Below are 24,326 nucleotides of genomic sequence, written 5' to 3'. Positions count from 1 at the left end.
GATATAATGAGAGTAACATACAAGGAAGGGGGAAGTGTCATGTTGACAGCCATATCGCGGAAGCAAGTGATGGATCTATGCGGGACGGTTTCGTTCAAGCGTGGCGAAGCGTTCAACCGGTCGCGTAAAGTGACGATTAAACAATACGACGACATGCATTGCGAAGCGGTTGTGACAGGTACCGAACCCTTCCATGTCACGGTCACGTATGAGAATGAAAAAGAGCTACAAACGACGTGTAGCTGTCCTGTGCTGCCTTTTTACCCGACCAAATGCCAGCATATCGCAGCTGTTTTACTCTCGATTATCGAACGATCTAAACGACAGCCAGACGATCAGGCATTGTCTGAAGAACTGCTTTCCCTCTTCAATGAACGACCAAGATCTAGCGGGCACCAACTTCACTTCGAAGACCGGGAAGTGCTGCATTTGTCGTTCACAGTGAAACCCGTGCGTGCAGGCAAAGGGAAAAGTCTGCTTGGCATCGATATGCAAATAGACGGACATGACATCGAAGACATCCAGCAATTCCTGAACGTTGTGCAAAAAGGGAGTAAAGTACAACTAACACCGACACTCCTGTATAATCCACAATTCCATTGCTTCACGCAGGAAGCGGACACTATTATTCAACAGCTCATCCGGACGAATAGCGACCATCTGATGCATAGCCGCCCGACTAATCCTGGAACGTATACAATCACGCCATCTTCTTGGAGGTCCATTTTACCACTACTGAAAGATGCATCTTGTGTAACCGGCATACAGCTAGGAATAGGTAAGCTTCCTGTTCAATTCAGCTTTGAAAAAAGAGAGAGGAATGACCATTTCCTTAAGATTTCAGGTTTGCATGATGTGCTCGTTTTACAGCCCTATCAACTCATTATGTGCCAAGGTCTTATGTACACAATGGATGAAGAGGACTGCAAGCGGCTCGCGGATGTTCAGCAGATGGTATATGCATCAGGTACGAACAATATCCCGATCGCCAACGAGCAGATCGGTTTCTTCCTCGAGAAAGTCGTTCCGGGATTACGTAAAATCGGTGACGTGCAACTGGATGAAACGATGAAGGACAAACTGGTAAAATCCCCGCTCCAAGCGAATCTTTACGTCGACCGAGTGAATAACCGACTGCTCGCAAGTCTCGATTTCCAATATGATCACCTTATTATCAATCCATTGACTGAACAGGAATTGCCTGTCGGCTCCATGCTTGTCCGTGATCTGGAAAAAGAAAGCACAATTTTGGAGTTAATGAAGGAAAGCTCCTTTGCCCATACAGACGAAGGTTATATTTTGCATAATGAAGAATTGGAATATGAATTTTTACATCGCATCCTGCCGAAATTACAGAAACTTACACGTGTATATGCAACAACAGCTATCCGTAACCGTGTATTCAGAGGAAGTGCGCGCCCAAGAATCCGTGTGAAAACACACGAAGACCGGACGAATTGGCTGGAATTCAAATTTACGATTGACGGCATACCGGATAAGCAAATCCGAGGCATCCTCGAAGCGTTAGAAGAAAAACGGAAGTATTACCGCTTGCGGGACGGCGCATTGCTGTCACTGGAAACGAAGGAATTTGAAGAGATTCAACGCTTTTTGAATGAAGTACCCGGTGATCTTGATCAGTTGGAAAGCGGCTTAAACGTTCCGATGGTTCAAGGTATACGAATTTTGAATGCGGAAGAGGACGATGGCATGTTTTCCATGGAAGAATCGGCGCGCCGATTCTTTGAGAGTCTCAGGAACCCGGCAAGCCTCGCAATAGAAGTGCCAAAACAGTTGGACTCGACATTACGCGATTATCAAAAAGAAGGGTTTAAATGGATGAAGACACTTGCACACCATGGACTGGGCGGCGTGCTTGCGGATGATATGGGGCTAGGCAAAACATTGCAAAGCATAGCGTTCATCGTGTCTGAGTTGCCTGTAATCCGAGAAAGGAAGCATCCTGTGCTCATTGTCTGTCCATCATCAGTGACGTATAACTGGCTCAGTGAGTTTGCAAAATTCGCCCCGGAAATTACGGCTGTCGTCATGGATGGGAACCGGAAAGAGCGGACGAAATTGCAGAATGATGATGCAGAAAAAGATGTGCTGATCACGTCTTATCCGTTGATCCGACGGGATATCCAATGGTTTGAGAAACAGCAATTTCATGTCGTGTTCTTTGACGAAGCGCAGGCGTTCAAAAATCCATATACGCAAACGGCGCGGGCTGTGAAAAGGATTGAAGCCGACTACCGCTTTGCATTGACGGGTACACCTGTTGAGAATTCACTGGAAGAGTTATGGGCGATCTTTCACGTTGTGTTCCCGGAATTGTTCATGGGGCTGCAGGAATATAGTGAACTGTCGCGGAAGACGATTGCGCGGCGTATCCGTCCGTTTTTGCTGCGACGGATGAAAGAAGATGTCCTCGGTGAACTGCCAGCCAAAATCGAAATGATCGAGTCGACGGAATTGTTGCCCCAGCAGAAAGAGTTGTATGCGGCTTATCTTGCGAAGTTACGGCACGATACGTTGCGGCATCTCGATAAAGATACTCTCCGGAAAAACAAGATACGGATTTTGGCAGGGCTGACGAGGTTGCGTCAAATCTGTTGCCACCCGGCATTGTTCGTCGATGGCTATGAAGGCAGTTCGGCGAAATTTGAACAGTTGAAGCAACTGATTGAAGAAGCGAAACGATCGGGGAGAAGAGTGCTGATTTTCTCGCAGTTCACGAAGATGCTTGCAATCATTAGTAATGAGTTGGCGATGCAAGGTACGCCGTTTTTCTATTTGGATGGTGAGACACCTGCGCAGGAACGGTTGGAATATTGTAATCGGTTCAATGCGGGGGAGCGGGACCTGTTCTTGATTTCTTTGAAAGCGGGCGGGACGGGTCTCAATTTAACTGGAGCCGATACGGTCATTTTATATGATCTATGGTGGAATCCGGCAGTCGAAGAACAAGCGGCAGATCGTGCCCACCGAATTGGTCAGCAGCACGTCGTTCAAGTAATCAAACTTGTTGCACGTGGAACAATTGAGGATAAGATGAATGAGTTGCAGGAAAAAAAGAGAAATCTGATCGGTGAAGTGATTGATGCGGACGATTCAGCAATGAGTGCACTGACGGAAGAAGATATCCGGGAACTATTGCGGATCTAATGGGGTCTTATTGAATAAGCGGTAGTGGAATGGCAGAAGCTGTAGGGAAAAGGGGTGGAAGTTTTGAAAGCGTTAAAAGTATTGATTGCTGTTGGCGTGATTGTTGTCGGGATCGGTTATGCCGTCTATCATTTCGGCACGGGGTTCATCGCAGATGAAGTGATGGGCAAAGTGGCGGCAGAGCTCGATGCAAGTGGTGAGCTGGACAATGTGAGGCAGGAAGTTGAAAAGAATCCCGAGTTGAAGGCATTCCTGGAAGAAGGGAAACATGCAGACACGGCGAAACTTCCTTTTCAGACGAAAGAGCAAGCGACCCGCGTCTTGCTGAAAAAATTTGATCTAAGTGAATTGAACGATATTCAAATCCAAGTGCGGCAAGGCATGACATCAGAAGAACAGGTGGCGCTGTTTGCGAAAATCGAGAGCAAACTGACGGAGGAAGAGATGCTTGCGTTGAAGGCGATTGCGTATAAGGAATTGTTTAAGTGAATGTGATATAGCTTTCTAGGTTGTTGAATATAAATTGATACCCCCGCTACAGTCAGGAAAAGACTGCAGCGGGGGTTTATCTATTGAATAGATGGATATATCGATTGAATAGCAGTTTATATCGATCGGATAATTGTGTATATCGATTGAATAGCCAATTATATCACCAAATCGCGACTATCCCACTAGTGAGAAACCGATCTCTTCAAATGAAAAGTAGAATTCTCTTCGTCAAAAGTACCTTCAATTTCACCGACACCTTCAATGTTCAACTTGCTACTCTGGATAATCGTTTTATGAGGCAACACGATTCGGATCGTATTAATCGAGCGGATATTTCCTTCAAAATGGGCAATAACGGGCTGTTGGAATAGATATTCCTGATCATTCATCATCAAGGTGACAAAGTTGTTATGCAATACTGTTTGGCCGTTTGCGATCATGTTCATCGGGTCTATACGTTTAGCTTTCATCGTACCTTTTATTGTAAGGGGATAGCCAAGCGAATTCACCACTCGTTCAATAATCATGTCTTTCTCGTTTTGAACAAACGCAAGGATCTCAAGCGTTTCATCACTGATTGGGGTTTCAGGCAATGTGATTGATTCCATGCCGATAGACTCCTTGAAGAACGGGAAAAGTGTCAGCTCAGATTCCATGAAACGGTTTTGCCACTCTGGAGACAGTTTATCCAATAGCAAACACATGAACAATCCAGCACTATAACAACTTTTTCGTATATGAAGAGCAGCATCTTTGCGGTCAAGCAAATACTCACCGTATTTCAAGACAATTGCATTATAGGGCAATGTAGATTTGTCGGCTAATGCTTTTAATTCGACATACCATGCAGGTCCTTCTATCGTTTCAATCCGATGTTCATACTCCATGAAATCCCCGATGAGCGACGACCTTTTTTCACGTTGGGCAATAAACCGCCTTACATGCTCCATCCGTTCCGCAGAATCGGTTGAAATCACTGCCGCGTAAAGACTCGCTCTCTCTGCATCCCGTAGTTCAATGTTTTCCGGTGAAAGGGGATAAGTGACACCCATCGTTTCGTCAGGAAACCGTTTCTCACCTTTCACGTATTGATAGCCATGGAACAACTCGTGAATGAGGATGGAATACAGATCTTCAAAATTTTCATACCGTTCGATTTTGACAATTGCAGTAGGCGTATCTTCAAATAATATCAGCGTATCCGCCATGAATTGTTCTGTCCAAGGCAGAATTGCATAGCCTCCATTTGCTGTCGGGTAATTCGGGTGATGAAAAAGATACACATTCTCATCATCATACAGCGCGTAAGCGACCGGCTCAAAACCAGTCCAATACGTCGTGAAGTCGACGGCAGCCATTTCCTCAGCCATTTCCTCAGCCATTTCTTCAATTCTAGGATGCATGCATAAACCCCCATTAACATTCTTGTTAGTATGTAATTCTGCGTTGGAATGAAATTTTCCTTTATTGAATGAAAGAAAGGACTTCTCGATATAAGTCCACACTCTTTTATTGACATAAAATAGGGCAAGTTATATACTTAAATTAGTTAATTAACCTAACTAACTAAAAAGAAGAAGGTGACTTATATATGCTGACACTCCATCAAGAATTCTTCAGCCAGTATGCCAAAGTATATCGGCCACTATTAAATAAATTAAATGCTGAACTTGAACAATACAGCTTGTCCAACTCGCAATGGACCATTATGAAGCTTCTCAAAATTGAGCAAGTGATGACGCCAGCAGAAATTGCACATCGGCAACAAGTAGAGAAGCCTAGCATTACGAAAATACTTCAGCGGCTGAATGAAATGGGCTTTATCGAAGTAACGCCAGGCGAGGACAAGCGTGAAAAATGGATCCGTCTGACGGACTCTGGTGAGGCAGTTTGTATAGAAATCATGGAACGCTTGAAACTATTGTATGAAAACTTGTTAGAAGGTATTAAGGAAGCGGATTTGGAAAATGCGATCAACCTACTTATGCACGTGCATGAAAATCTATCAAAATAGAGGGTGAACATATGGATGAACAACAACAAAACTTATGGACGAAGGACTTCATTTTTATATCAGTTATCAATTTCTTTCTAATGCTCGTTATGTACTTGCTGATCGTAACAATCGCGCCTTTCGCAGTTAAAGAGTACGGAGCTTCTACAAGTATGGCGGGACTCGTATCGGGTATTTTCATTATCGGGACGTTGATCGCACGTATTGCAACAGGAAGCATTATCGGGAAAGTCGGCAGTAAGAAGATTTTATTCATCGGCCTTGTCGTGTCATTGATCGCGACGGCTTTTTATTTTGGAGCTCACACGATGCCTTTATTGTTAGTTAACCGTCTATTCCACGGTGTCGGACTTGGTATTGCTTCCACTGCAACGGGTACGATGGTGGCACAAATCATTCCTCCGTCCCGACGCGGGGAAGGAATTGGATACTTCAGTATGAGTTCCGTTTTATCAACTGCAGTCGGACCGTTCCTCGGCATTTATATGAGCCAGCATTTTGAATTCAATATCATATTCATTCTTTGTTTTGTGTTCGCTGTCATCGGTTTGATAATGTTCTTATTTCTGAAAGGGGCTTCACCTGTGGCTCAACCTGCAGCACAGGAAACCTTGAAAAAGCGTTTCAACATCGCAAATTATATCGAAGTGAAAGCTCTACCAATCGCTGTCATCACGTTGCTTGCAGGGGTTGCCTATTCAGGTGTTCTTTCATTCCTGTCGTTTTACGCAATTGAAGTGAACCTTGTTAAAACGGCAAGTTTCTTTTTTCTTGTTTATGCGTTCGTCGTGCTGCTATCAAGGCCGTTCTCAGGTCGTCTGTTGGATGTAAAAGGTGCAAAGATCATCGTCTATCCTGCCCTCATATTATTTGCAACTGGTTTGCTCGTATTGAGCCAAGTTCAAAACGGATTCATGTTGTTGGCAGCAGGCGCATTGATCGGCCTTGGGTTCGGGAACTTCCAATCATGCGCACAAGCGATTGCTTTAAAAGGGATTCCTGTTGAAAGAATGGGTGTTGCTACCTCAACTTTCTATATTTTCCTAGACTTCGGGTTCGGCTTTGGACCGTACTTCTTAGGGAATATCGCTACTGCAATGGGATATAGTCATATGTACTTGTTGCTGATGGGTGTTGTTGTCGTTGCACTTATCGCATTCTTATTATTATTTGGAAGGAAGAAAGCAGTAGCTGAAGTAGTATAAGAGGGCAATTCAGTGATGTGAATTTCAATTAAATATCTAAGAAAAACCACTAATTTTCATATGTGAATTAGTGGTCTTTTAATGTTTTTGCGACAAAATTGCACCTCTTAATGGAATAACCAATAACGTTGTTTTCCGCTGCAGATGGGCGCTTTCCGTGGGGCGGGAGGAAGCCTCCTCGGTCGCAAAAGACGCGACGATGCGCGGTCTTGCCTATCCCGCTATCTCTCACAGGAGTCGCCCATCTTCCGATTCAATCAACTTAGTGAGTAGTACTTAAAACTCGCACTCGCATATGGGAATGGGTTCCATTTCCATATACTCAGACATATTTTTCTGGTATGTACAACCGCATATAAAGATAACCATCCTCCATATTGTCTGTTATTTCAAAGCCTATGTTGCTCCAAAATTTTTGTGCAGTTTTATTTTCTGGTTTAACAGGTAAGGAAATCCTTCTTGCATTATATTCTTTACACAAATAATCAATACAAAGTTTAGCAGCTACTGAACCAAAGCCTCTTCTTTGAAAACGGCTATCTATCATAAAATTTATGATTTGGGGGTTGTTATTGCCAATGTACATTGAAACATAGCCCACCATCATGTTATCAGCATAAATGGCAAAGGGGCGTGCACCATCATAAAGCACCCAAGCTTCGGCTAAAGACCACGCTACAGCGTCTACAAAGTCCTCATCGATCGCAGTTGCATGCAAATTTAAGCATTCTTCATAATTATCCTCATTAATTGTTCTTAACTCCACCAAAAAATATCACCTTTCTATTTCGCCAATCTGAACCACAATTTTTGTTTTGTTATTCCATCCAATTATTAAATATGCCAGTTAACATCCTCTTTGATTAACCCAAATACATAATGGTCAACGTATTTGTCATATAAAAACTCGGAAGCCCTAGTACAACCTTCTTTTTGAAAACCAAGTCTTTCGGGGATAGCTTGGCTTTTACGGTTTTCTGTTGCAACACGGATTTCAATTCTTTTTAATCCCAGCTCATTAAAACAGTAATCTATAACAGCTCTACAAGCAGTGGTCATTAATCCCTTACCTTGGAAACCTTCACCCAACCAATAACCAATAGATGTAGCTTTATTAGACCAATTTATCCCATGCAAGCCGATAACACCTACTAATTCTCCTTTGTACCAAAGACCTGTTTGAAAACCGTTATTATCACCAAATTGCTTTAATGTACTTTCAATAAATCGCCTTGAATCGCTAACACCCTTTGTGAAATCAATCCAGGGCAACCATTCTCTTAGATGAATCCTTGATTTATCGGTTAAATGGAATAGATCTCCGGCATGTCTAGGTTCTAACAATCGTAATTCAGTATCTTCATCTAGTTTAAAGTAAAACATAATTAACCTCCTTATTTTGGAATAAAACCCATTTTTAGAGCAAACCTTTAATCTTATAGAACTCCTTTTGTGATTTTCTTTATCACTTTATCCGATATAGTTCCAACAATAATAGAGAAAAAGAGGAATATGACAAGGGAAATAAAAGTTATAATAACAGCTATAAGTTGAGTTTTACTAAGTTTCTTATACTCTATCAAAGTCTTTCTATTTTTTATAAATGAACGTGTCATAAGTAACACAAGTTATATAATTAATACATAGTCACCCAAGTTTAGCCTCCTGAATTTGGCCCGTTTCTGGACAACTTGCTTTATAATAACTACTTTCCGTTTCTTGAAGCGTAAGACTGCCGACTCCGGAGGGATTAACGAAAGCCGTAACGTAGAACGGCTTTTGTTAGACAAAGCGAACTCTTCGTTGTTCGCTTGGATCAAGCCACATCCCTCGGAAAGCGTTCCGTCTGGAGTGTAAAACAACAATCTACATGCTAGATAGTGGCCCGTTTATCAATTAAATTCAGCTATACCAACAGTTTTTCTCAACGCGACAACCGTTCTAAAATATCAAGCACCTTTGTATTACTTTGATAACCAATTAAATTACCAAACTTAAAATCTTTCGCTGCTCTTGCACCGAACTCAGAAATCCAATCCCTTTGTCCATTACTATTAGCAGACGTTTCGTACATATCAAAGTCTTTTGGAATGTCCCCTGGTGCATGTCGTTTTAAATTATTAGTAGCTCTGTCATAATCAAATGTTAAAACGGCATGTTCTTTCAAAGATATTTCGCCTGCATCATATAACGCATTGGATATTTCAACAATTTCTCCAAACTTAGCATTTCTAACATCATATTTATCAGAAAGCCCTTTATAAATTGCAGAAGAATCCTTTTGTTCTACTGTTTTACCTGTAAATATAAACTCCTCTACTTCTTTTGCTTTGACGAAACGACTTTTCGAATAAAGCGATGTTAGTTGTTGAGAAGAAAATGCATGGACATTCATATTACCAGCTACTTTCTACAAAAATTCTTATCTAAATTAGAATAAATATTACGCGTTCCAATTTTATCCATCACATAAGATATCGTCTAATAAATATCAAATTCAATCACAATTATTTCAGTATGACTTAATCTGCAATATGGCTCAATTGCAGAACGGACGCAAATCACTTTCCCATAATCGCGCCCATTAACGTAATAGCCATGGAATATTTAGTTGTATCTCAAATTGAACAATCGGCTTGGGAAAACCTTCTGGAACTAAATCTAAATTTTCGCTAAAGCCTATTTCTACCCCCTCCGAATTAGATAACTGAACTTCATTTTCATTATTAAGAGGTGTCCATAATTGGGGTTCATCAATAACTTTTCCAACAATATGATAAAACGCGCCGTATAAATGGGTGCCATCTTCATTCTTCATATACTCGGAAATCTCACCTTCTTTACGGGGGTCAATACCCAGTAAATTAAATAGATTTTTAATTTCTGGTGAGAATAGGTCGCAAGCTAAAGTATAATTAGTGCAATAAGAACAGTTGCAATCCTCAGTAATAAAATGGTGCTCTTCATAAAAACCTTTTGTTTGGTTAACATCTATCTCAATTAAATAGCGACCTACCTTAATTCGATCCATAATATCACCCTAACCTCGCTCGTTGTAAGCACACACCTATGCAAGAAATGCGCCCGATAGCTAGATAATGGTTTGTAACCGTTGATCTGAGCTGCAGCCGGACGCTTTCTGGAGGGCGGGCGGTGATCCTCCCAGAGTCGCCGGCTTCCGCTCCGATCAATTAAGTGTCTGCTCCAGAATTATTCATTAATCGCGCCCGATTCTTCAACAAGAGATTTCTTGAGTAGACATCCGCAACGGAAAAATACATATTACTTCTTAAGATAATTATCACATCATATTAGGAATAAATACTTTCATAAACAAAAAGTAGCCTAGTGCACCAACGGCTAGAGCAATAAGGATTATTAAAAACGGTAATTTTTTGGTTTTCATGATTTCCCCCTAACTAAATCTAAAAAGATTAGTGCGTGGATATTTTTTCGTGATTATTCAACAATAATCTGGCCCATTTCTTGAATACAGGCTTTCTAATAAGTACGCTCTGTTGTTTGGAGCGGAAGACGGCCGACTCCGGAGGGATTAGCTTGTGCCTTGAGACTCCGCAGGGCGCGCAAAGCAACATTTTATATACTGCATAATGGCCCGTTTCTGGAGTACTTGCTTAATAATCTTTTCTTTAGTCTCAAAAGCTAGTTGCCAGTAGATATATCCCTGTAAATATCAAAATCATATACGTTATAATTCTAAATGTAATTTGACTAATCCATTTAAAAAATAACTGTCCCAACATAATTCCTGCAAATAACGGGGGGATAGCCAAAAGAGAGGAAATCCACGTCTCCTTAGTAGTACCTCCAAACGATATTTGCATAACTAAACTAGCAAAATACACAAAAAGATAATAAGCCAATGTTGTACTACGAAGGGTTGTTTTATCTATCTTTGCCCCAGAAAAATATAATAATAAAGGGGGACCTGGCACACCAATACTTGTAGTTAACAAACCGGATATTCCTCCAGTTAGAAAATCTCTATTACTCGTTCGTTTTATCGTCAATTTTAAAATAAGAAGTATAGTTAAAATAAGGATAAGTGCACCAACAGTCATTTTTAATAATCGGATATCTAAAAAGAGATACAGAAAAATACCAAAAAGTAGTCCCGCAATACTACCTTTAATCAGTTTGAATAACAATGACTTATCTACTTCATTTCTTACCTTAAAAATCATGAAGGCAGACAAACAAATAGAAAGTATAATATTAACTTGAATTGCTGTGTGGGCAGGATAAATTAGCAGTAAAAATGGAGTGCCGATAATGGAGAAACCATAACCGGTACTCGTTTGTAGAAATGATGCTACTAATACAATTAAAACAAGTATAATTAAATCTTCCATCAGAAAATCCCACCGATTTAAATGTCGAATTTAGCATTTATTTTGTTTAGCAATCGCGCCCTATTGCTAAACGGCCGTGTTACATTAACGCCCCGATTAGCTAAATAGTTTTAAACTGTGAACTTAATTTTTCGTTAAATCTCTTCTTTGTTTTTCTGTATCTATATAGTCATAGACTTCCAATATTTCTTTGTCATAGTCGTCCTTGATTTCAAAATATTTAACACGTGATTGTAAGCAGTGTTCTTTAAATTCTTTATGTTCCGTGATTAGTTCTTTTATCGTTCTCTCTTCTGGATAACTACGGAGTTCAACAGCATTCCTATATCTCACTATTCTCGCCTCGAAGTTTTCTTGTATATAATTTGCAGAAAAACCTAGAAATACTGAAATGATTTTCTCCGAATACTTGCTATCGAAATCCTTCAGATAACGAGGTAATATATAGCATCCTTCAATAATGATATGTTGTTCATTCTCGATATTTGTCTTAATAATCCCTTTCAGTATTGGCCAAAGATTATTTCCAATGACTTTGGTATTATCTAGAGGTGTGAATCCACAATTTTTATCGCCTCTGTACAATCCCATTTTCAAATGATCTATTGAGAGATAAGGAATATGGTATCTTTCTAGCAAGTTTTGAGCCATCAACGTTTTACCAGTACTCCCTACACCACTTATTAAAATAATCATTGATTCCTCCGTTCTGCTTTGCTTAAACTATAATTCTATCTGGATCATTTATATGTTTTTAAAAGATTTAATCAAATAACTCCCGCATCTCTTCATTTCTACGACCGCGTTCTTCATCCTCTGCCAAATCATACTTTTTCAACAAATGGAACACTTCGTTCAGCGTCTCCTGATCTCGCGTTTCATCTAAAAACTGCAAACCGCTATCGTATAACTCTCCTGGAAAGAAAGCCTGTTGCTCTTTTAATTTCAATAGCACGTCCTCCAACGAATGATCAATAGTACATCTGCTCACTTCGACACCTCCGATATTAGTATTTCAACCTATATTTACTTCACTCATCAAAGCATGCGTATTGCCCTCTGTATCTTCAAAGAACACCATCCATGTTTCGGTTTGTCCCATCTTCGCGACAAGATGTGGTTCATCCGTAAAGACGATTTCTTTTGCCTTAAAATCCTTAAAGGCTTCTTGAATATGTTCCACGTGAAAATAAAAAACGGAGCTTGCGTGAGCGAAATCTTCTTTTTCAGGCAAGCTTAGTAGTAGACGCAACCCATTACACTCGAAAAATGCCATATTGTGTGTTTGGAATAATAGTTGCAATCCTAGTTGCTCTTTATAAAATGTAACCGCTCGTTCAAGATGTTTTACCGGCACTGCGACTTGTCCGATTTTTGTAATATTACTCATATGTGACTCTCTCCCTTATCTGTGTACTTTCTTCATCATACATAAATTTCAATACGATTTCTTATCCAATATCACCTTTTTACGAAAATGAAGCGGTGACAGACCAGTATGTTGTTTGAACATTTTACTAAATGAAACAGGATTCAAGAAACCTACTTCAAACGAGATGTCGGTCATCGTAAGATCCAAGTTTCTCAATAGATTTTTAGCTTTCTGCATTCGCAACGCGGTAATGTGTTGGTGGGGTGTTTTTCCATAAAGCTGTGCGTACGATCTTAATAAATGATTCGTCGATAAGCAGGCTGCTTCCGCAATATCGTTTAATTGAATAGGTTGATCGAAGAACGCTCTGACGTACTCATGCGCAACTGTGATTCTTTGAAATAATTCATCCCGAGTCGATTTACGAATGGCATGAAAGGATTCCACTTCATGTAGGGTGGTCGTCTGCTCTTTGATAAGGGTTTGCATAATTGTGTGGAATTGTTCTTCCTGCCAACAAGAGTCTTTAATAAACTGCATATGATTTCTTTTGAATAGGGTGAGTTGCCTGGTTAAAGAAGGTGTAGCGATATAAGTTTTTTCAAAAAAGTTTAGTGAGTCTGCATTGGTGAAAGGGTCGGTCAGAAGTTTATTCGTGGGTTCAATATAAGACCGATAGACATCATCTGCAAAACTAGTACCGAAGAATAGGCAAAATGACTCGACTTCCTCTTTCTCCTCAATCGCTATTGTATAGGGACCTTCATTCAAAAGAAGGTAGCGATTTTCTTCAACGGCAAAGAAACCTCTATTTGTTTTATAAAGAGCCCGGCCTTTTGAAAATGTTTTGATGGAAAGCTGACCGTTGCCTTCCCAATAGAATTCATTGCTTTTTGCATGCAACACAAAATTAGTAGCCTCTTCTGCTCTCATCATTTCGCCCCTTGTGATTCATTTATCAGATTAATCAAAAGTATACCATCCCCCTATGAAAAAACCTATCTACATCCAAAGGCTGAGGAAAGTTGAGTCTGGAGATTGTTATTCAAATTGGAAATGGTTGCTAAGCTATAAGTAGCTTGAAAGGGGTGTAGAGGTGAAGGTAATCGAATTTATCATTAAGAAAAAAGTGTTGATTGGTTTATTAACGGTGTTGATTGTTGCGTTGGGGTGCTTTGCCATTATTAAATTGGACAAAGAAATTATGCCGTCAGTTGGTATGGATGGTGCCTATGTGTCCATTGACGCTGGAGATATGGCTGCCATTGACGTGGAACAATTAATTACCACGCCGCTAGAACAGAAGCTTCTTGCTATTGATGGCGTTGAAGAGGTCCGGTCAACAACATCTGTCGGGAGCAGTTCCGTGGATGTGACCGTCGCGCGAGGACGTGGGGAAGAGTTATCTAAGGAAATTGAGTTAGTAGCAAATGCAATTCAAGCAGAACATCCTGACATACGGGACGTCGCTGCGGGTCAATACGGCGTGCGACAAGGCTACGAATTCTATATGGATATCACTGGTGGTGATATGCAAAAGATGACCGACTTCGCAAAGAATGTCCTTGAACCAAGGCTAGAAAGTTTGAAGGAAGTTCAAGATGTTCAGTTGTCAGGCGTCTTAGAACAAGAAGTGACTGTTCAGTTTAAACGAGATGAAATGAATAAGCACGGTTTAGATATTACACAAGTGTCGGGCTTCATTTCGCAAGCAAATACGGAAGCGACGATTGGTGAGTTGCAAGATGGTCAAGAGTCCGCATTGCTCCGCTGGAATACAAAATTAGGTGATATCGAAGCCATTAAGAAAATGGAAATACCGACTGGAGAAGGTTTTATTAAACTTGGGGAGTTGGCAAACGTCACGCTAGCCCCTTTGGAAAGCTCTTCATTTGTGTGGAAAAATGGAACGAAAGAGTTAGTGTTTGTTCAGGTCGGACGTGCAACGAATGTAAACCAGATCGATATGGCGAAAGCTGTACGAGCGGAAGTCCAGAAAATCAGGGATGAAGGCTTGGTTGATGGGTTTATGGTGAATGAAATGGTTGCACAAGCGGACTTTGTTGAAGAATCGATAAGTGGAGTGACAGGTAATATTCTTATCGGTAGTGTGGTGGCGATCCTCATTCTACTTTTATTCCTTCGAAATGTTCGGGCGACGTTGATCATTGGGATAGCGATTCCAACGTCTGTGTTACTGACATTTTTAACGGTTTATGGATTAGGGTATAGCTTAAATATGTTGACACTTATCGGGCTAGGGCTCGGTGTTGGGATGATGGTGGATTCATCGATCGTCATTTTGGAATCCATTTATCGACAGAGGGAATTAGGGCTTGAACCTTTGAAAGCCGCGCTTGTTGGAACAAAAGAAGTCGCAGGTGCAGTCATAGCATCCATGCTGACAACAATTGTTGTGTTCTTGCCAATCGGTTTTATCGGTGGGGATATGGGGCAATTTATGATCATTTTATCAATTGTCGTTGCCATAACTTTGATGAGCTCTGTTCTTGTAGGATTCACATTGATTCCTGCATTATCCGAGAAATTTTTGAGGTATCGAAAAAGAGCTGGCGTTAAGAAAGAGGGAAAGATTATTTCAAAATACATGTCAATTGTGACATGGATTGTTCAAAAAAAACGACGCAGTGCTCTAGTTATAACTTTATTTTTCGCATTATTTGTGGGCTCGTTATTTTTGGTGAATCAAATACCAATGTCCGTCATGCCGGATATATTCAACCGTTATAATGAGGTCGCTGTGGAACTTGAAACGGGTGTCGATGCGAATGAGAAAGCACAACTTGCAAAAGCGATGAATAATAAGTTGGCAGCAATAGAAGATGTCGAGTCCAATTATGTATTGGATAGTGGTGGTTATTTATTCGCCATCATTAACATGACAAAAGGTGACGCCATTCACCGTGAACAAAAGAGCGTGAATGAAGACATTATGAAATCATTACGGGAACTCCAAGAAACGGCACCCATTAAATCGGTGCAAAGTACGATGGATGGAGCTGGCGGTTCTCCTGTGCAAGTGTTGGTCAAAGGGGAAGAGTTTGATCGGTTACAAACGCTAACTAAGGATTTCACTGCCCAATTGGAGACTGTCGAAGGAATTGTAGGCATAACGAATTCGATGGAACGAATGTCGGAACAAAAACAGATAATCGCCAATCAACAGGCAATCGAAAAAGCTGGACTCACACAGCAGCAAGTGAAACAGTTCATTGAAGAGGCATTCATTAATATGCCATTTGGGACTGTATTAATCAATAATGAAGCCGTACCTCTAAGAGTCAGTTGGGATTCGAAAACAGGTTCGACTGAATCGTTGCTAAATCTAATGATACCGACTGTTGATGGCGACAAGAAGCTATCCTCATTGATTACTTTAGAAACCGTCTATACGCCTAATGAAATCACACATATTGGCGGAGAAAGATACGTTGCCATTTCAGCAGGTATTGAAGGTCGAGACTTAGGTTCTATTAACCGGGACGTGCAAAAAATTATGGATAAATTTAGTGTGCCAACGGGGTATGCCATTGACGTGGCAGGTGATATAGAGCAGCAACAGCAATTAATGATCGAAATGCTGTTTGTACTTGCGATTGCCCTATTCCTCGTCTATTTTGTTATGGCAGTCCAATTCAACCATTTAGGGCACCCATTGCTTGTCATGTCTGTCATTCCAATGGCCATAATCGGTGTCATTATCGGCTTGTCCGTGACGCAAATGGAGCTGAATCTTTTATCAGGAATAGGCATTATCATGCTGATCGGCATCGTGTTGAATAACGCAATTCTCTTAATCGACCGGACGAACCAACTCCGCAAAGAAGGTATGTCTGTTGAAGAAGCTCTCGTGGAAGCAGGAAGACACCGGATTCGCCCGATCTTTATGACGACGTTAACGACGGTAGGGGGAATGTTGCCATTAGCACTTGCATCAGGCGTCTCAGGGAATTACCAAGCACCTCTGGCTACTGTGCTGATTTCCGGCTTGTTGTTCGCAACGGTCATCACGCTATTGCTGATCCCTTCTGTCTATCGATTATTTTCGAGAACGGAAAAAGTGGTGAAAGTCAAAGTTAGAAAAAGAGTATTCAACGAATCAGCTATTACAAAAACTGTCCCGAATGAACAATAAAAGGGATACCTTTGACGAACGGTATTGTAGTCCATACCAAATCGGGGTAAAGTAAGGATAGAGTATTCAGACTAGTCATGAATACGCTTTCAACCAAACTTTCTACTCTTAAGGAGGAATTATAATGTCCCACGTATTAGAAGTTGCAAAAGAAGATTTCAACAAAGAAGTGCTAGAATGTGAACTACCGGTTTTCGTTGATTTTTATACAGATGAGTGCGGCCCTTGCCAAGCATTCGAACCTGTACTTGAAGACGTTGCTGAAGAATTGGAAGGCAAAATCAAGTTTGTGAAGCACTGGGTAACATTTGAAGACTTCGAAGCGAAATCGAACCCGGTTCAAATCAAATATGACATCTCAGCTTTTCCATCCCTCTACTTGTTCAATAAAGGCGAAGTCGTTAAAACATATATCGGTTATTTGAACCGCCAAGACTTCCTTGATTTCTTGGAAGAAGTTCTATAAGAATAAATTTAGCACGGTTTTCATGTTCATTCATGGAAACCGTGTTTTTGCGCTTGTCTTTTTGCCCAGAAGACACGTACAATAAGGCGACGATCGAATGGAGGAATTCCGGTGAATGAAAAAGAGTACGATAACCTGCTGCGCATTAAAACGGCGGGCACATTGGAACTGTTAAACCAGTCTCCTCATTATAATCGGTATGAAGCAACACCTTACGAGGCACTCGATGCGCTTTTTAAGGAATACGAGATCGGACGTTCAGATGGATTTGTCGATTTCGGTTGCGGCAAAGCACGGGTATCATTTTATGTGCATCATCGTTTCCAGGCATCCGTAACAGGAATTGAGATGAACGGGCAACTCTACCAGGACGCCATTGAAAACCTCGTGAAATATAGAAGGAAGAACAAACGACAAGGTGGAGCGATCAGCTTTGACCGCTGTTTTGCGGAGACTTACAAAATTGCTTCATCAGAAAACCGCTTTTATTTCTTCAATCCTTTTTCCATTGAAATCTTCATGACTGTCATCGGTAATATTATGTCGTCCGTGGAGTGTAACGCGCGGCCGGTAGATGTGATATTGTATTACCCGACGAATGACTACGTGCAATTCATGGAAAACCAAACACCGTTTGAATTGTTGAAAGAAGTTCAAGTCGAACGGTTAAATGAAAATGATGAGAATGAGCGGTTTTTGGTCTATCGGTTATGTGGATCGTAATATCTTTCTATTAGAAAAGGAAGACCACCCGACAAGGCAGTCTTCCTTTTCCAATTCTCACAATAAATGCATCGCATCTTCCGCTTCATGCCATGGAACTGCATAGCCTTTGCCTTTCGCGCAGAAGATGGACGTCGATGTGTATTCCGGATCGGCGTCTTTGTTGTACCCAAGCATTTCAATTACATCCGCCGTATTATGGCATTCCTCATAGCCGCCGAACTGCAGCGACAGCGCGCCTTTGCCGTTCGTGAATGAAGCGAATGCCGTACTGTAATTCATGAACGTTGCCACTGGAACGCGTCCTGTGACCACCGTTTTGTTGCCGATTGTCTCAGGTGCGCCAAAACGGCCGGATGCTTGTTGGATATCAGAAAGTACACGGCCGATATGATCCATCTCCACCTTGATTTTGAAATCATACACAGGCTCCAGCAACAGATTATCCGCTTTCTCCAGTCCTTGACGCATGGCTCTAAACGTCGCTTCACGGAAGTCGCCGCCTGATGTATACTCATTATGGCCTCTGCCTGTCAGCAATGTGAACTTCACATCAGTCAATGCTGATCCCGTCAATAAACCATGATGCGCACGCTCGAACAAATGGCTACGCACTAAGTTTTGGTTGCCGACAGATAGGTCGTTCGCATGGCACTTGTTTTCAAAAGCAATACCGCTCCCGCGAGGTGCAGGCTCCATTTTTAAATGGATTTCGGCGTAATGTTTCAGCGGTCCAAAGTGGCCATAGCCGTTCACTGCAGAACGAATGGTTTCCATATACAAGATTTTAGGATCACCAAACGACACATCAAACCCGAAACGATCCAGAACAATCTGTTTCAACACTTCCAGTTGGATGACACCCATCACGTGAACGTGAATTTCCTGCACATGCTCATCCCAAATCACATGTAAGGAAGGGTCCTCGGCATCGAGCAATTTAAAACTATGCAACACTTCTTTCACATGCATCGTGCCGTCAAAAATTACTTTCGATTTCAATGTCGGAACAAGATCATATGTAGCCTTGTCAGTGAGCGCACCGAGTGCATCACCCGCAGCCGCTTCCGTCAATCCCGTCACCGCAATGATTTCACCTGCATGTGCGACATCCACCGGACTATATTTCGTGCCATTATACGTACGGAGCTGTGTCACTTTTTCAGATAGATCCCCGTAATGAACCTCATCCCGAACGTCTAACACACCTTGCAGCACTTTCAAATAAGTGATGCGATGACCGTTTTCATCATGCCGGATCTTATACACTCGCCCCGAGAATCGCCCTTCATCTGAATAAGTTGTCTCTGTAAGTCGATCTACTTGTTCGAGGAATTCAACAACACCGATATCCTTCAATGCCGAACCCGCTCCATATGGGAACACATCGCCATCTTGTATCATCCGTCTCAAAGCTGTAAGCCACATGTCTTCGTCATAACCCGTATCCATATAACGCTCTAGCAAATCCTCGTCGCGCTCCGCAATGAATTCGATGAGTTCATCCGTCATGCTTTCTCCTGCCAACGTTGCAATATCAAAGAGTTCGCCGGATAAATCCGACTTGATTTCATCAATGACCGCGTCCATATCGACGCCTTCACGATCGGTTTTATTCAGAAAAAGGAAGGTAGGAACACGATGTTTGCACAATAACTGCCATACCGTTTCCGTATGACCTTCCACACCATCCGCCGCGCTGATGATGACAATTGCGTAATCCATCACTTGAATGGCACGCTCCATTTCAGGCGAAAAGTCGACGTGACCGGGCGTATCGATAAGTGTGTAATGAGAGCCGCCATATGTAAAGTTCGCCTGATCCGCGAATACCGTAATTCCACGATCTCGCTCAATGGCATGACTATCGAGGAAAGCATCCTGATGATCGACACGGCCACGCTTGCGAATACTTGCTGTATGAAAGAGCAATTGCTCCGAAAATGTCGTCTTGCCCGCATCAACGTGAGCAACAATTCCAATTGTCTTATGCATAATACACCTCTATTTCTTCATTGGTAAACGCGGAATTCTCGGACCGAACCAATAAAACAGCTCCATGACGAGCGCCGCCATAATACCGACAAGCAAGCCGTTTGAAAGCAACGGCTGCAATAGTTCAGGCACCGTCGAGAATACATTTCGCGGCATTGTCATAATCGATAACCCGACAAGACTTGGCAGCGCTACCCGGTAAATCGTCTTCGGATCGAATGTCAACCCTTCAATATTGCGCAATGCCGAACGAAACAACTGCAAATACGCTACAAATAAAACCGTATTGCCAACACTGTGCGGAATCGTCGAGAAAAACGCTGTCAATTCTGGCATGAGTCCAAGGAATATGAACAACGCCGAACCAAGGAAAAACGGTGCTCGTTCACGGATACCCGTCGATTGCAAAAAACCGAGCGACGAAGCATAAGGCGCATAAGGCACAAGCCCCAGCATCCCGGCGATTGACGTGAAAACACCCGTGATGAAAAACGAAGAACGGTACTGAAACCGCGTCGTCTCCTTGCCGAAAATATCCTCCGCCCCTTTCAACGTCGCAATCGTATTCGTCGTATTCAACAACCCCGTTACAACAACCCCGTTACAACAACCGTAATGACAATGCCCCACTCAACAGTCGGCTCCCCCCAAGGAAACCAAGTGATGAAAGGCTTTGTATGAATCGCCTCGGTAGTGTCCGCTGGAAATAGCAGCACAGCGGCGGACCAACCCACAACCATTCCGACCAACAAGTTCATGCTACTCAAAATTCCTTTCCCTTTCACATGAACAAGAATCGTGAACCCGGCAAGTAGGAAGGAAAACACCGTAACCCGAATATCGATGACAGAGCCTGCGTTCAGACCGACCATCCCTTTCAGGAAGATGGAGATCAGCTGATTCGCCAGAAGCAAAAGAAAGACAAACATGACAGCAGGTGTGAACCACCTTTTAAGAATTTCACCAATGCCTATTAAACCGAAGACCGCGACAAGCGCACCGGAAATCATCGCGCCAACCGCGATACTACCGCCGACAGTAGCCAAATCAAGCCCCATCGCGCTTGCCGTTCCCGCCAAGCTCAAAATGACGCCCCACCATAATCCTGATTGGCCTTCCATTAACGCAAGTCGATGCCCAGCGACTCCTTGCAAAATGCACGCCATTCCCGTCAAGATGAAAGAGCGCTGAATGGCGGAAACAATTTCAACCTGATCCATTTCAAACGCCGCCCCAACTGAGATTGGAATAACAACCGTATTCGCAAACAGGAAAAACAGCCACTGGAACCCCGCTAACATTGTAACGGATAAGCCCAACTTTTTCTCATCCATTCAAACACCTCCTCACCACGCTTATTTTACGCGCAACTATATCATAATTTGATCGCGAAAGGAAGGTGGCTTTGCAACACAATCAACGCCCATCGCAACGCAATCAATGGCGCGCAACACAATCAACGCAGCTCGTAACGCAATCAATCGGATGCGCAACACAATCAACGGGTCGTAACACAATTAACACGCGTCGCAACACAATCAACGCAGCTCGTAACACAATCAATCGGGTGCGCAACACAATCAACGGGTCGTAACACAATCAACACGCGTCGCAACACAATCAACGGGTCGTAACACAATCATTCGGATGCGCAACACAATCAACGGGTCGTAACACAATTAACACGCGGCGTAACACAATCAACGCACATCGTAACGCAATCAATCGGGTGCGCTACACAATCAAAGCCCATCGCAACACAATCAACGCCACGCGCAACAGAAAACGCACCCAATTCCTGGGTGCGCAACACTCACTAAATTAGTAGCAACTTCTCAACCTCATCACCAGGCATCGGCTTTGCATAATAGTACCCTTGCACTTCATCACAATGAAGCTGTTTTAGAAACAGCTCTTGCTCGCTCGTTTCGACACCTTCCGCAATGACGTTGAGATTCAGGTTCTTCGCCAGATCAATAATGGCTTTAACAATCATCAAGTTTTCATTACTTAGTTCACGTATGAACGCCTGATCAATCTTCAAGTGAGATATTGGGAATTTGCTCAAATAGAGAAATGACGAGTAGCCTGTACCAAAGTCATCAATGCTGACAGAAATACCGGCTTGTTGCAGTTCTAGCAGTTTCGGTTGGCATTGTTGTACATCCGACATCATACTTTCGGTAATCTCCAAATTCAAAAAAGCTGGGTCGAGATCGGTTTCCTGCAATATTCGCTTCACATCCTCAACGAACGTCGGTTGGACGAACTGTCGCATTGATACATTGACGCTTATACGAAGTGGTCTGAAGCCCTTTTCCTGCCACCCTTTTGCTTGTTTGCATGCCTGTTCAAGCACCCACGCGCCAAGCGGAAGGATGAAACCATTTTCTTCAGCAATCGGTATAAAGTTGTTCGGTGGCACAAATCCGCGCTCAGGATGCTCCCATCGTAACAACGCTTCAAGTCCATTAATCAAACCAGTCTCCAAATCATACTGTGGTTGATAATGAAGTGAAAATTGCCCTTTATCGAGGCCATGCCGAATTTCCATCTCTAAAAAACTTTTCTCCACCATTTCCCTTTGCAAATGTGAAGTGAAAAAGCGAAAACTGCTTTTACCTTCTTCCTTAGTCGTATACATCGCTGAATCAGCGTTTCTCATCAAAGTATTATAGTCATTTCCGTCTTCCGGATAAAGACAAATGCCGATACTTGGTGTAATGAACACTTCATGGATGCCAATTTTATAAGGTTGGGATAATTCATATACTAGTGTTGTAGCAATTGCAGTCAGCCGGTCCACATCAGACGAACGTATAACGAGTATGAATTCGTCACCGCTTAAGCGCGCAATAAAATCGTCTTCTGTCGTGTAACTTCTTAACCGAGCCCCAACGGCTACAAGAAGTTGATCACCAACTTGGTGACCTAGCGAATCATTGACATTTTTAAATCGATCGAGATCTAAGAAGAAGACAGAAAAAGGTTCGCTTCCCTCGGAGATTAATCGTTTTATGAACTCTTGCAAGTTGCGCCGATTCGGCAAGCCCGTCAAATAGTCAAAGTATGCCATATGTTCGATGACACGCTCCGCTTCAATGCGTTCTGTAATATCAATCGCTGTACCAACAACCTCTATGACTTTGCCCTCGTTAATAATAGGGGATAGGTGAACAAGTAAAGTTATATTTTGATAGGTAAGTTCAAATTGCACTTTTTCCCCCGATAACCCTGCTAGTAGCTGACTATTGAACATCTGAAGTTCTTCAGGAGTAAAAACATCTTTAAACTCACGTTCGTTCAATCGTTGCGCAGATAAGCCCAACTGCTCTTTAATCTGCCCTTCAAACAGCGTGAATTCTATAAATCCATCATCGTTACACCTATATTTAAAAATCGCGTTTTGTAAATTCTTTACAGTCGTCGTAAAGTCATTTTGAAGTGCCAATTCAAGTGATTTCTCGGCGCTTTTCCGATCTGTAATATCATGCCGGATAGCTATGTAATGTTTTGGTTTGCCGTTCGCGTCGAAGAAAGGAACAATTGTCGTACTTACCCAATAAATCGAGCCATCCTTCGCTTTATTACAAACATCGCCTTGCCAAATTTCCCCTGATCGGATAGTTTTCCACATGTCAGCAAAAAAACGTTTAGGATGATAATTTGAATTGATAACACGGTGAGTTTTGCCGATAAGTTCTTCGCTTGAGTACTGTGATAGTGTACAGAATTTCTCATTTACATAAGTAATGACGCCATTTGGATCGGTAATTGCTACAACAGAGGAATAGTCGAGAGCGTTTTCAATATTCTTTAAGTTATGCAACGTTTTATTATATTTTTCGTCAATTAATTCACGACCGGTAATATCCACATCTACAGATAGAAACTGAATGATTTTATTATTGCCATCTTTTAAAGGGATAACAGTCGCGTTTACCCAATACTTATTACCACTTTTATTTATAGCGCTAATTTTTTCATGCCAGACGGTATTCGTTTTGAAATACGCTTTCATTTCTTTCGTGAAGTTTATATCCCTATAACGCGGATTGGTAATTTCATATGTATGCCCAATCAATTCCTCTTCAGAATAACCCGATAAGTCACAGAAATTCTGATTAACATAAACTAATAACCCATCAGCGTCAGTAATAGATAGGCAAAATGTATTATCTAATAATGCTAGGAGAGTGGACGTGTTGGATTTTAAAAAAACCATATATACGATCCTTTCTGAAAATACAAAATAGCAAAGAAGGTGTTTTTATCTATAAACAGACCAAATTGTACTCGATAATGCTACTATTATATCACTTTTGACCTATCGTATCTATATATTTTGAAAAATGTACAATT

General features: G+C 41.9%; 21 protein-coding genes. 7 read left to right on the top strand and 14 right to left on the bottom strand.

All coding sequences use genetic code 11. The features are described 5' to 3' along the window. Nucleotides 1-39: 39 nt before the first annotated feature. Together H9649_RS05920 and H9649_RS05915 are read left to right on the top strand one after the other, a co-directional pair. A complete protein-coding gene (locus H9649_RS05920; RefSeq protein ID WP_191693799.1) occupies nucleotides 40-3,168 on the top strand; it encodes a DEAD/DEAH box helicase in 3,129 nt (1,042 codons plus the stop codon). Nucleotides 3,169-3,231: 63 nt separating this feature from the next. After that, the gene (locus H9649_RS05915; protein WP_191693798.1) at nucleotides 3,232-3,657 is read left to right on the top strand and encodes a hypothetical protein; all 426 of its coding nucleotides are present in this window, start codon (nucleotides 3,232-3,234) and stop codon (nucleotides 3,655-3,657) included. A 185-nt stretch (nucleotides 3,658-3,842) separates the two neighbouring features. On the opposite strand, the gene H9649_RS05910 is transcribed toward H9649_RS05915, so the two are convergent. After that, on the bottom strand, nucleotides 3,843-5,063 hold the full coding sequence (locus tag H9649_RS05910; RefSeq protein ID WP_191693797.1) for a hypothetical protein: 1,221 nt from the start codon (nucleotides 5,061-5,063) through the stop codon (nucleotides 3,843-3,845). Between the two features lie 188 nt (nucleotides 5,064-5,251). Here H9649_RS05910 and H9649_RS05905 point away from each other — a divergent pair, with 188 nt between their 5' ends. Both H9649_RS05905 and H9649_RS05900 read left to right on the top strand, forming a co-directional pair. Beyond that, nucleotides 5,252-5,674 carry a MarR family winged helix-turn-helix transcriptional regulator gene (locus H9649_RS05905; protein WP_191693796.1) on the top strand — a complete coding sequence of 141 codons (423 nt, stop codon included), beginning with the start codon at nucleotides 5,252-5,254 and terminating at the stop codon, nucleotides 5,672-5,674. 11 nt (nucleotides 5,675-5,685) lie between these two features. After that, on the top strand, nucleotides 5,686-6,879 hold the full coding sequence (locus tag H9649_RS05900; protein ID WP_191693795.1) for an MFS transporter: 1,194 nt from the start codon (nucleotides 5,686-5,688) through the stop codon (nucleotides 6,877-6,879). A gap of 322 nt (nucleotides 6,880-7,201) precedes the next feature. Here the strand turns inward: H9649_RS05900 and H9649_RS05895 are convergent, their stop codons facing one another. The 9 genes from H9649_RS05895 to H9649_RS05855 all read right to left on the bottom strand — a co-directional run bounded on the left by H9649_RS05895 (nucleotide 7,202) and on the right by H9649_RS05855 (nucleotide 13,557). After that, on the bottom strand, nucleotides 7,202-7,645 hold the full coding sequence (locus H9649_RS05895) for a GNAT family N-acetyltransferase (RefSeq protein ID WP_318241655.1): 444 nt from the start codon (nucleotides 7,643-7,645) through the stop codon (nucleotides 7,202-7,204). Between the two features lie 68 nt (nucleotides 7,646-7,713). Further along, nucleotides 7,714-8,262, bottom strand: a complete 549-nt coding sequence (locus H9649_RS05890; protein ID WP_191693793.1) for a GNAT family N-acetyltransferase — start codon at nucleotides 8,260-8,262, stop codon at nucleotides 7,714-7,716. 541 nt (nucleotides 8,263-8,803) lie between these two features. After that, nucleotides 8,804-9,274 (bottom strand): hypothetical protein, encoded by a 471-nt coding sequence (locus H9649_RS05885; protein ID WP_191693792.1) that lies wholly within the window; start codon nucleotides 9,272-9,274, stop codon nucleotides 8,804-8,806. 189 nt (nucleotides 9,275-9,463) lie between these two features. After that, nucleotides 9,464-9,910, bottom strand: coding sequence for a hypothetical protein (locus tag H9649_RS05880; protein WP_191693791.1), 447 nt, complete (start codon nucleotides 9,908-9,910; stop codon nucleotides 9,464-9,466). A 625-nt stretch (nucleotides 9,911-10,535) separates the two neighbouring features. After that, the gene (locus H9649_RS05875) at nucleotides 10,536-11,252 is read right to left on the bottom strand and encodes a sulfite exporter TauE/SafE family protein (protein WP_191693790.1); all 717 of its coding nucleotides are present in this window, start codon (nucleotides 11,250-11,252) and stop codon (nucleotides 10,536-10,538) included. Between the two features lie 123 nt (nucleotides 11,253-11,375). Beyond that, the gene (locus H9649_RS05870) at nucleotides 11,376-11,948 is read right to left on the bottom strand and encodes a 2-phosphoglycerate kinase (RefSeq protein WP_191693789.1); all 573 of its coding nucleotides are present in this window, start codon (nucleotides 11,946-11,948) and stop codon (nucleotides 11,376-11,378) included. Between the two features lie 67 nt (nucleotides 11,949-12,015). Then, nucleotides 12,016-12,243, bottom strand: a complete 228-nt coding sequence (locus H9649_RS05865; RefSeq protein WP_191693788.1) for a group-specific protein — start codon at nucleotides 12,241-12,243, stop codon at nucleotides 12,016-12,018. Between the two features lie 24 nt (nucleotides 12,244-12,267). Next, nucleotides 12,268-12,642: a VOC family protein gene (locus H9649_RS05860; RefSeq protein WP_191693787.1), complete on the bottom strand. Its 375-nt coding sequence runs from the start codon at nucleotides 12,640-12,642 to the stop codon at nucleotides 12,268-12,270. A 48-nt stretch (nucleotides 12,643-12,690) separates the two neighbouring features. Then, the gene (locus H9649_RS05855) at nucleotides 12,691-13,557 is read right to left on the bottom strand and encodes a helix-turn-helix domain-containing protein (RefSeq protein WP_191693786.1); all 867 of its coding nucleotides are present in this window, start codon (nucleotides 13,555-13,557) and stop codon (nucleotides 12,691-12,693) included. Between the two features lie 163 nt (nucleotides 13,558-13,720). Between H9649_RS05855 and H9649_RS05850 the strand changes: the two genes are divergently transcribed. From H9649_RS05850 to H9649_RS05840, 3 genes are all read left to right on the top strand, one after another. Beyond that, complete coding sequence (locus tag H9649_RS05850; RefSeq protein WP_191693785.1) at nucleotides 13,721-16,780, top strand: efflux RND transporter permease subunit; 3,060 nt, start codon at nucleotides 13,721-13,723, stop codon at nucleotides 16,778-16,780. A gap of 124 nt (nucleotides 16,781-16,904) precedes the next feature. Continuing rightward, nucleotides 16,905-17,246 carry a thioredoxin family protein gene (locus H9649_RS05845; protein ID WP_191693784.1) on the top strand — a complete coding sequence of 114 codons (342 nt, stop codon included), beginning with the start codon at nucleotides 16,905-16,907 and terminating at the stop codon, nucleotides 17,244-17,246. A 111-nt stretch (nucleotides 17,247-17,357) separates the two neighbouring features. Further along, nucleotides 17,358-17,969: an SAM-dependent methyltransferase gene (locus H9649_RS05840; protein ID WP_191693783.1), complete on the top strand. Its 612-nt coding sequence runs from the start codon at nucleotides 17,358-17,360 to the stop codon at nucleotides 17,967-17,969. Between the two features lie 57 nt (nucleotides 17,970-18,026). Here the strand turns inward: H9649_RS05840 and H9649_RS05835 are convergent, their stop codons facing one another. The 4 genes from H9649_RS05835 to H9649_RS05825 all read right to left on the bottom strand — a co-directional run bounded on the left by H9649_RS05835 (nucleotide 18,027) and on the right by H9649_RS05825 (nucleotide 24,189). Beyond that, nucleotides 18,027-19,964 carry a GTP-binding protein gene (locus H9649_RS05835; protein ID WP_191693782.1) on the bottom strand — a complete coding sequence of 646 codons (1,938 nt, stop codon included), beginning with the start codon at nucleotides 19,962-19,964 and terminating at the stop codon, nucleotides 18,027-18,029. 9 nt (nucleotides 19,965-19,973) lie between these two features. After that, entirely contained in the window at nucleotides 19,974-20,543 is a 570-nt protein-coding gene (locus H9649_RS17945; RefSeq protein ID WP_263613755.1) for a purine/pyrimidine permease, read from the bottom strand. An 8-nt stretch (nucleotides 20,544-20,551) separates the two neighbouring features. Then, entirely contained in the window at nucleotides 20,552-21,298 is a 747-nt protein-coding gene (locus tag H9649_RS17940; protein WP_263613753.1) for a purine/pyrimidine permease, read from the bottom strand. Nucleotides 21,299-21,780: 482 nt separating this feature from the next. Then, nucleotides 21,781-24,189, bottom strand: coding sequence for a sensor domain-containing protein (locus tag H9649_RS05825; RefSeq protein WP_191693781.1), 2,409 nt, complete (start codon nucleotides 24,187-24,189; stop codon nucleotides 21,781-21,783). Nucleotides 24,190-24,326 lie beyond the last annotated feature (137 nt).

The sequence above is a fragment of the Sporosarcina quadrami genome (genome assembly GCF_014836615.1).
Lineage (GTDB): Bacteria > Bacillota > Bacilli > Bacillales_A > Planococcaceae > Sporosarcina > Sporosarcina quadrami.
This window is presented reverse-complemented; position numbering and strand designations above follow the sequence as displayed.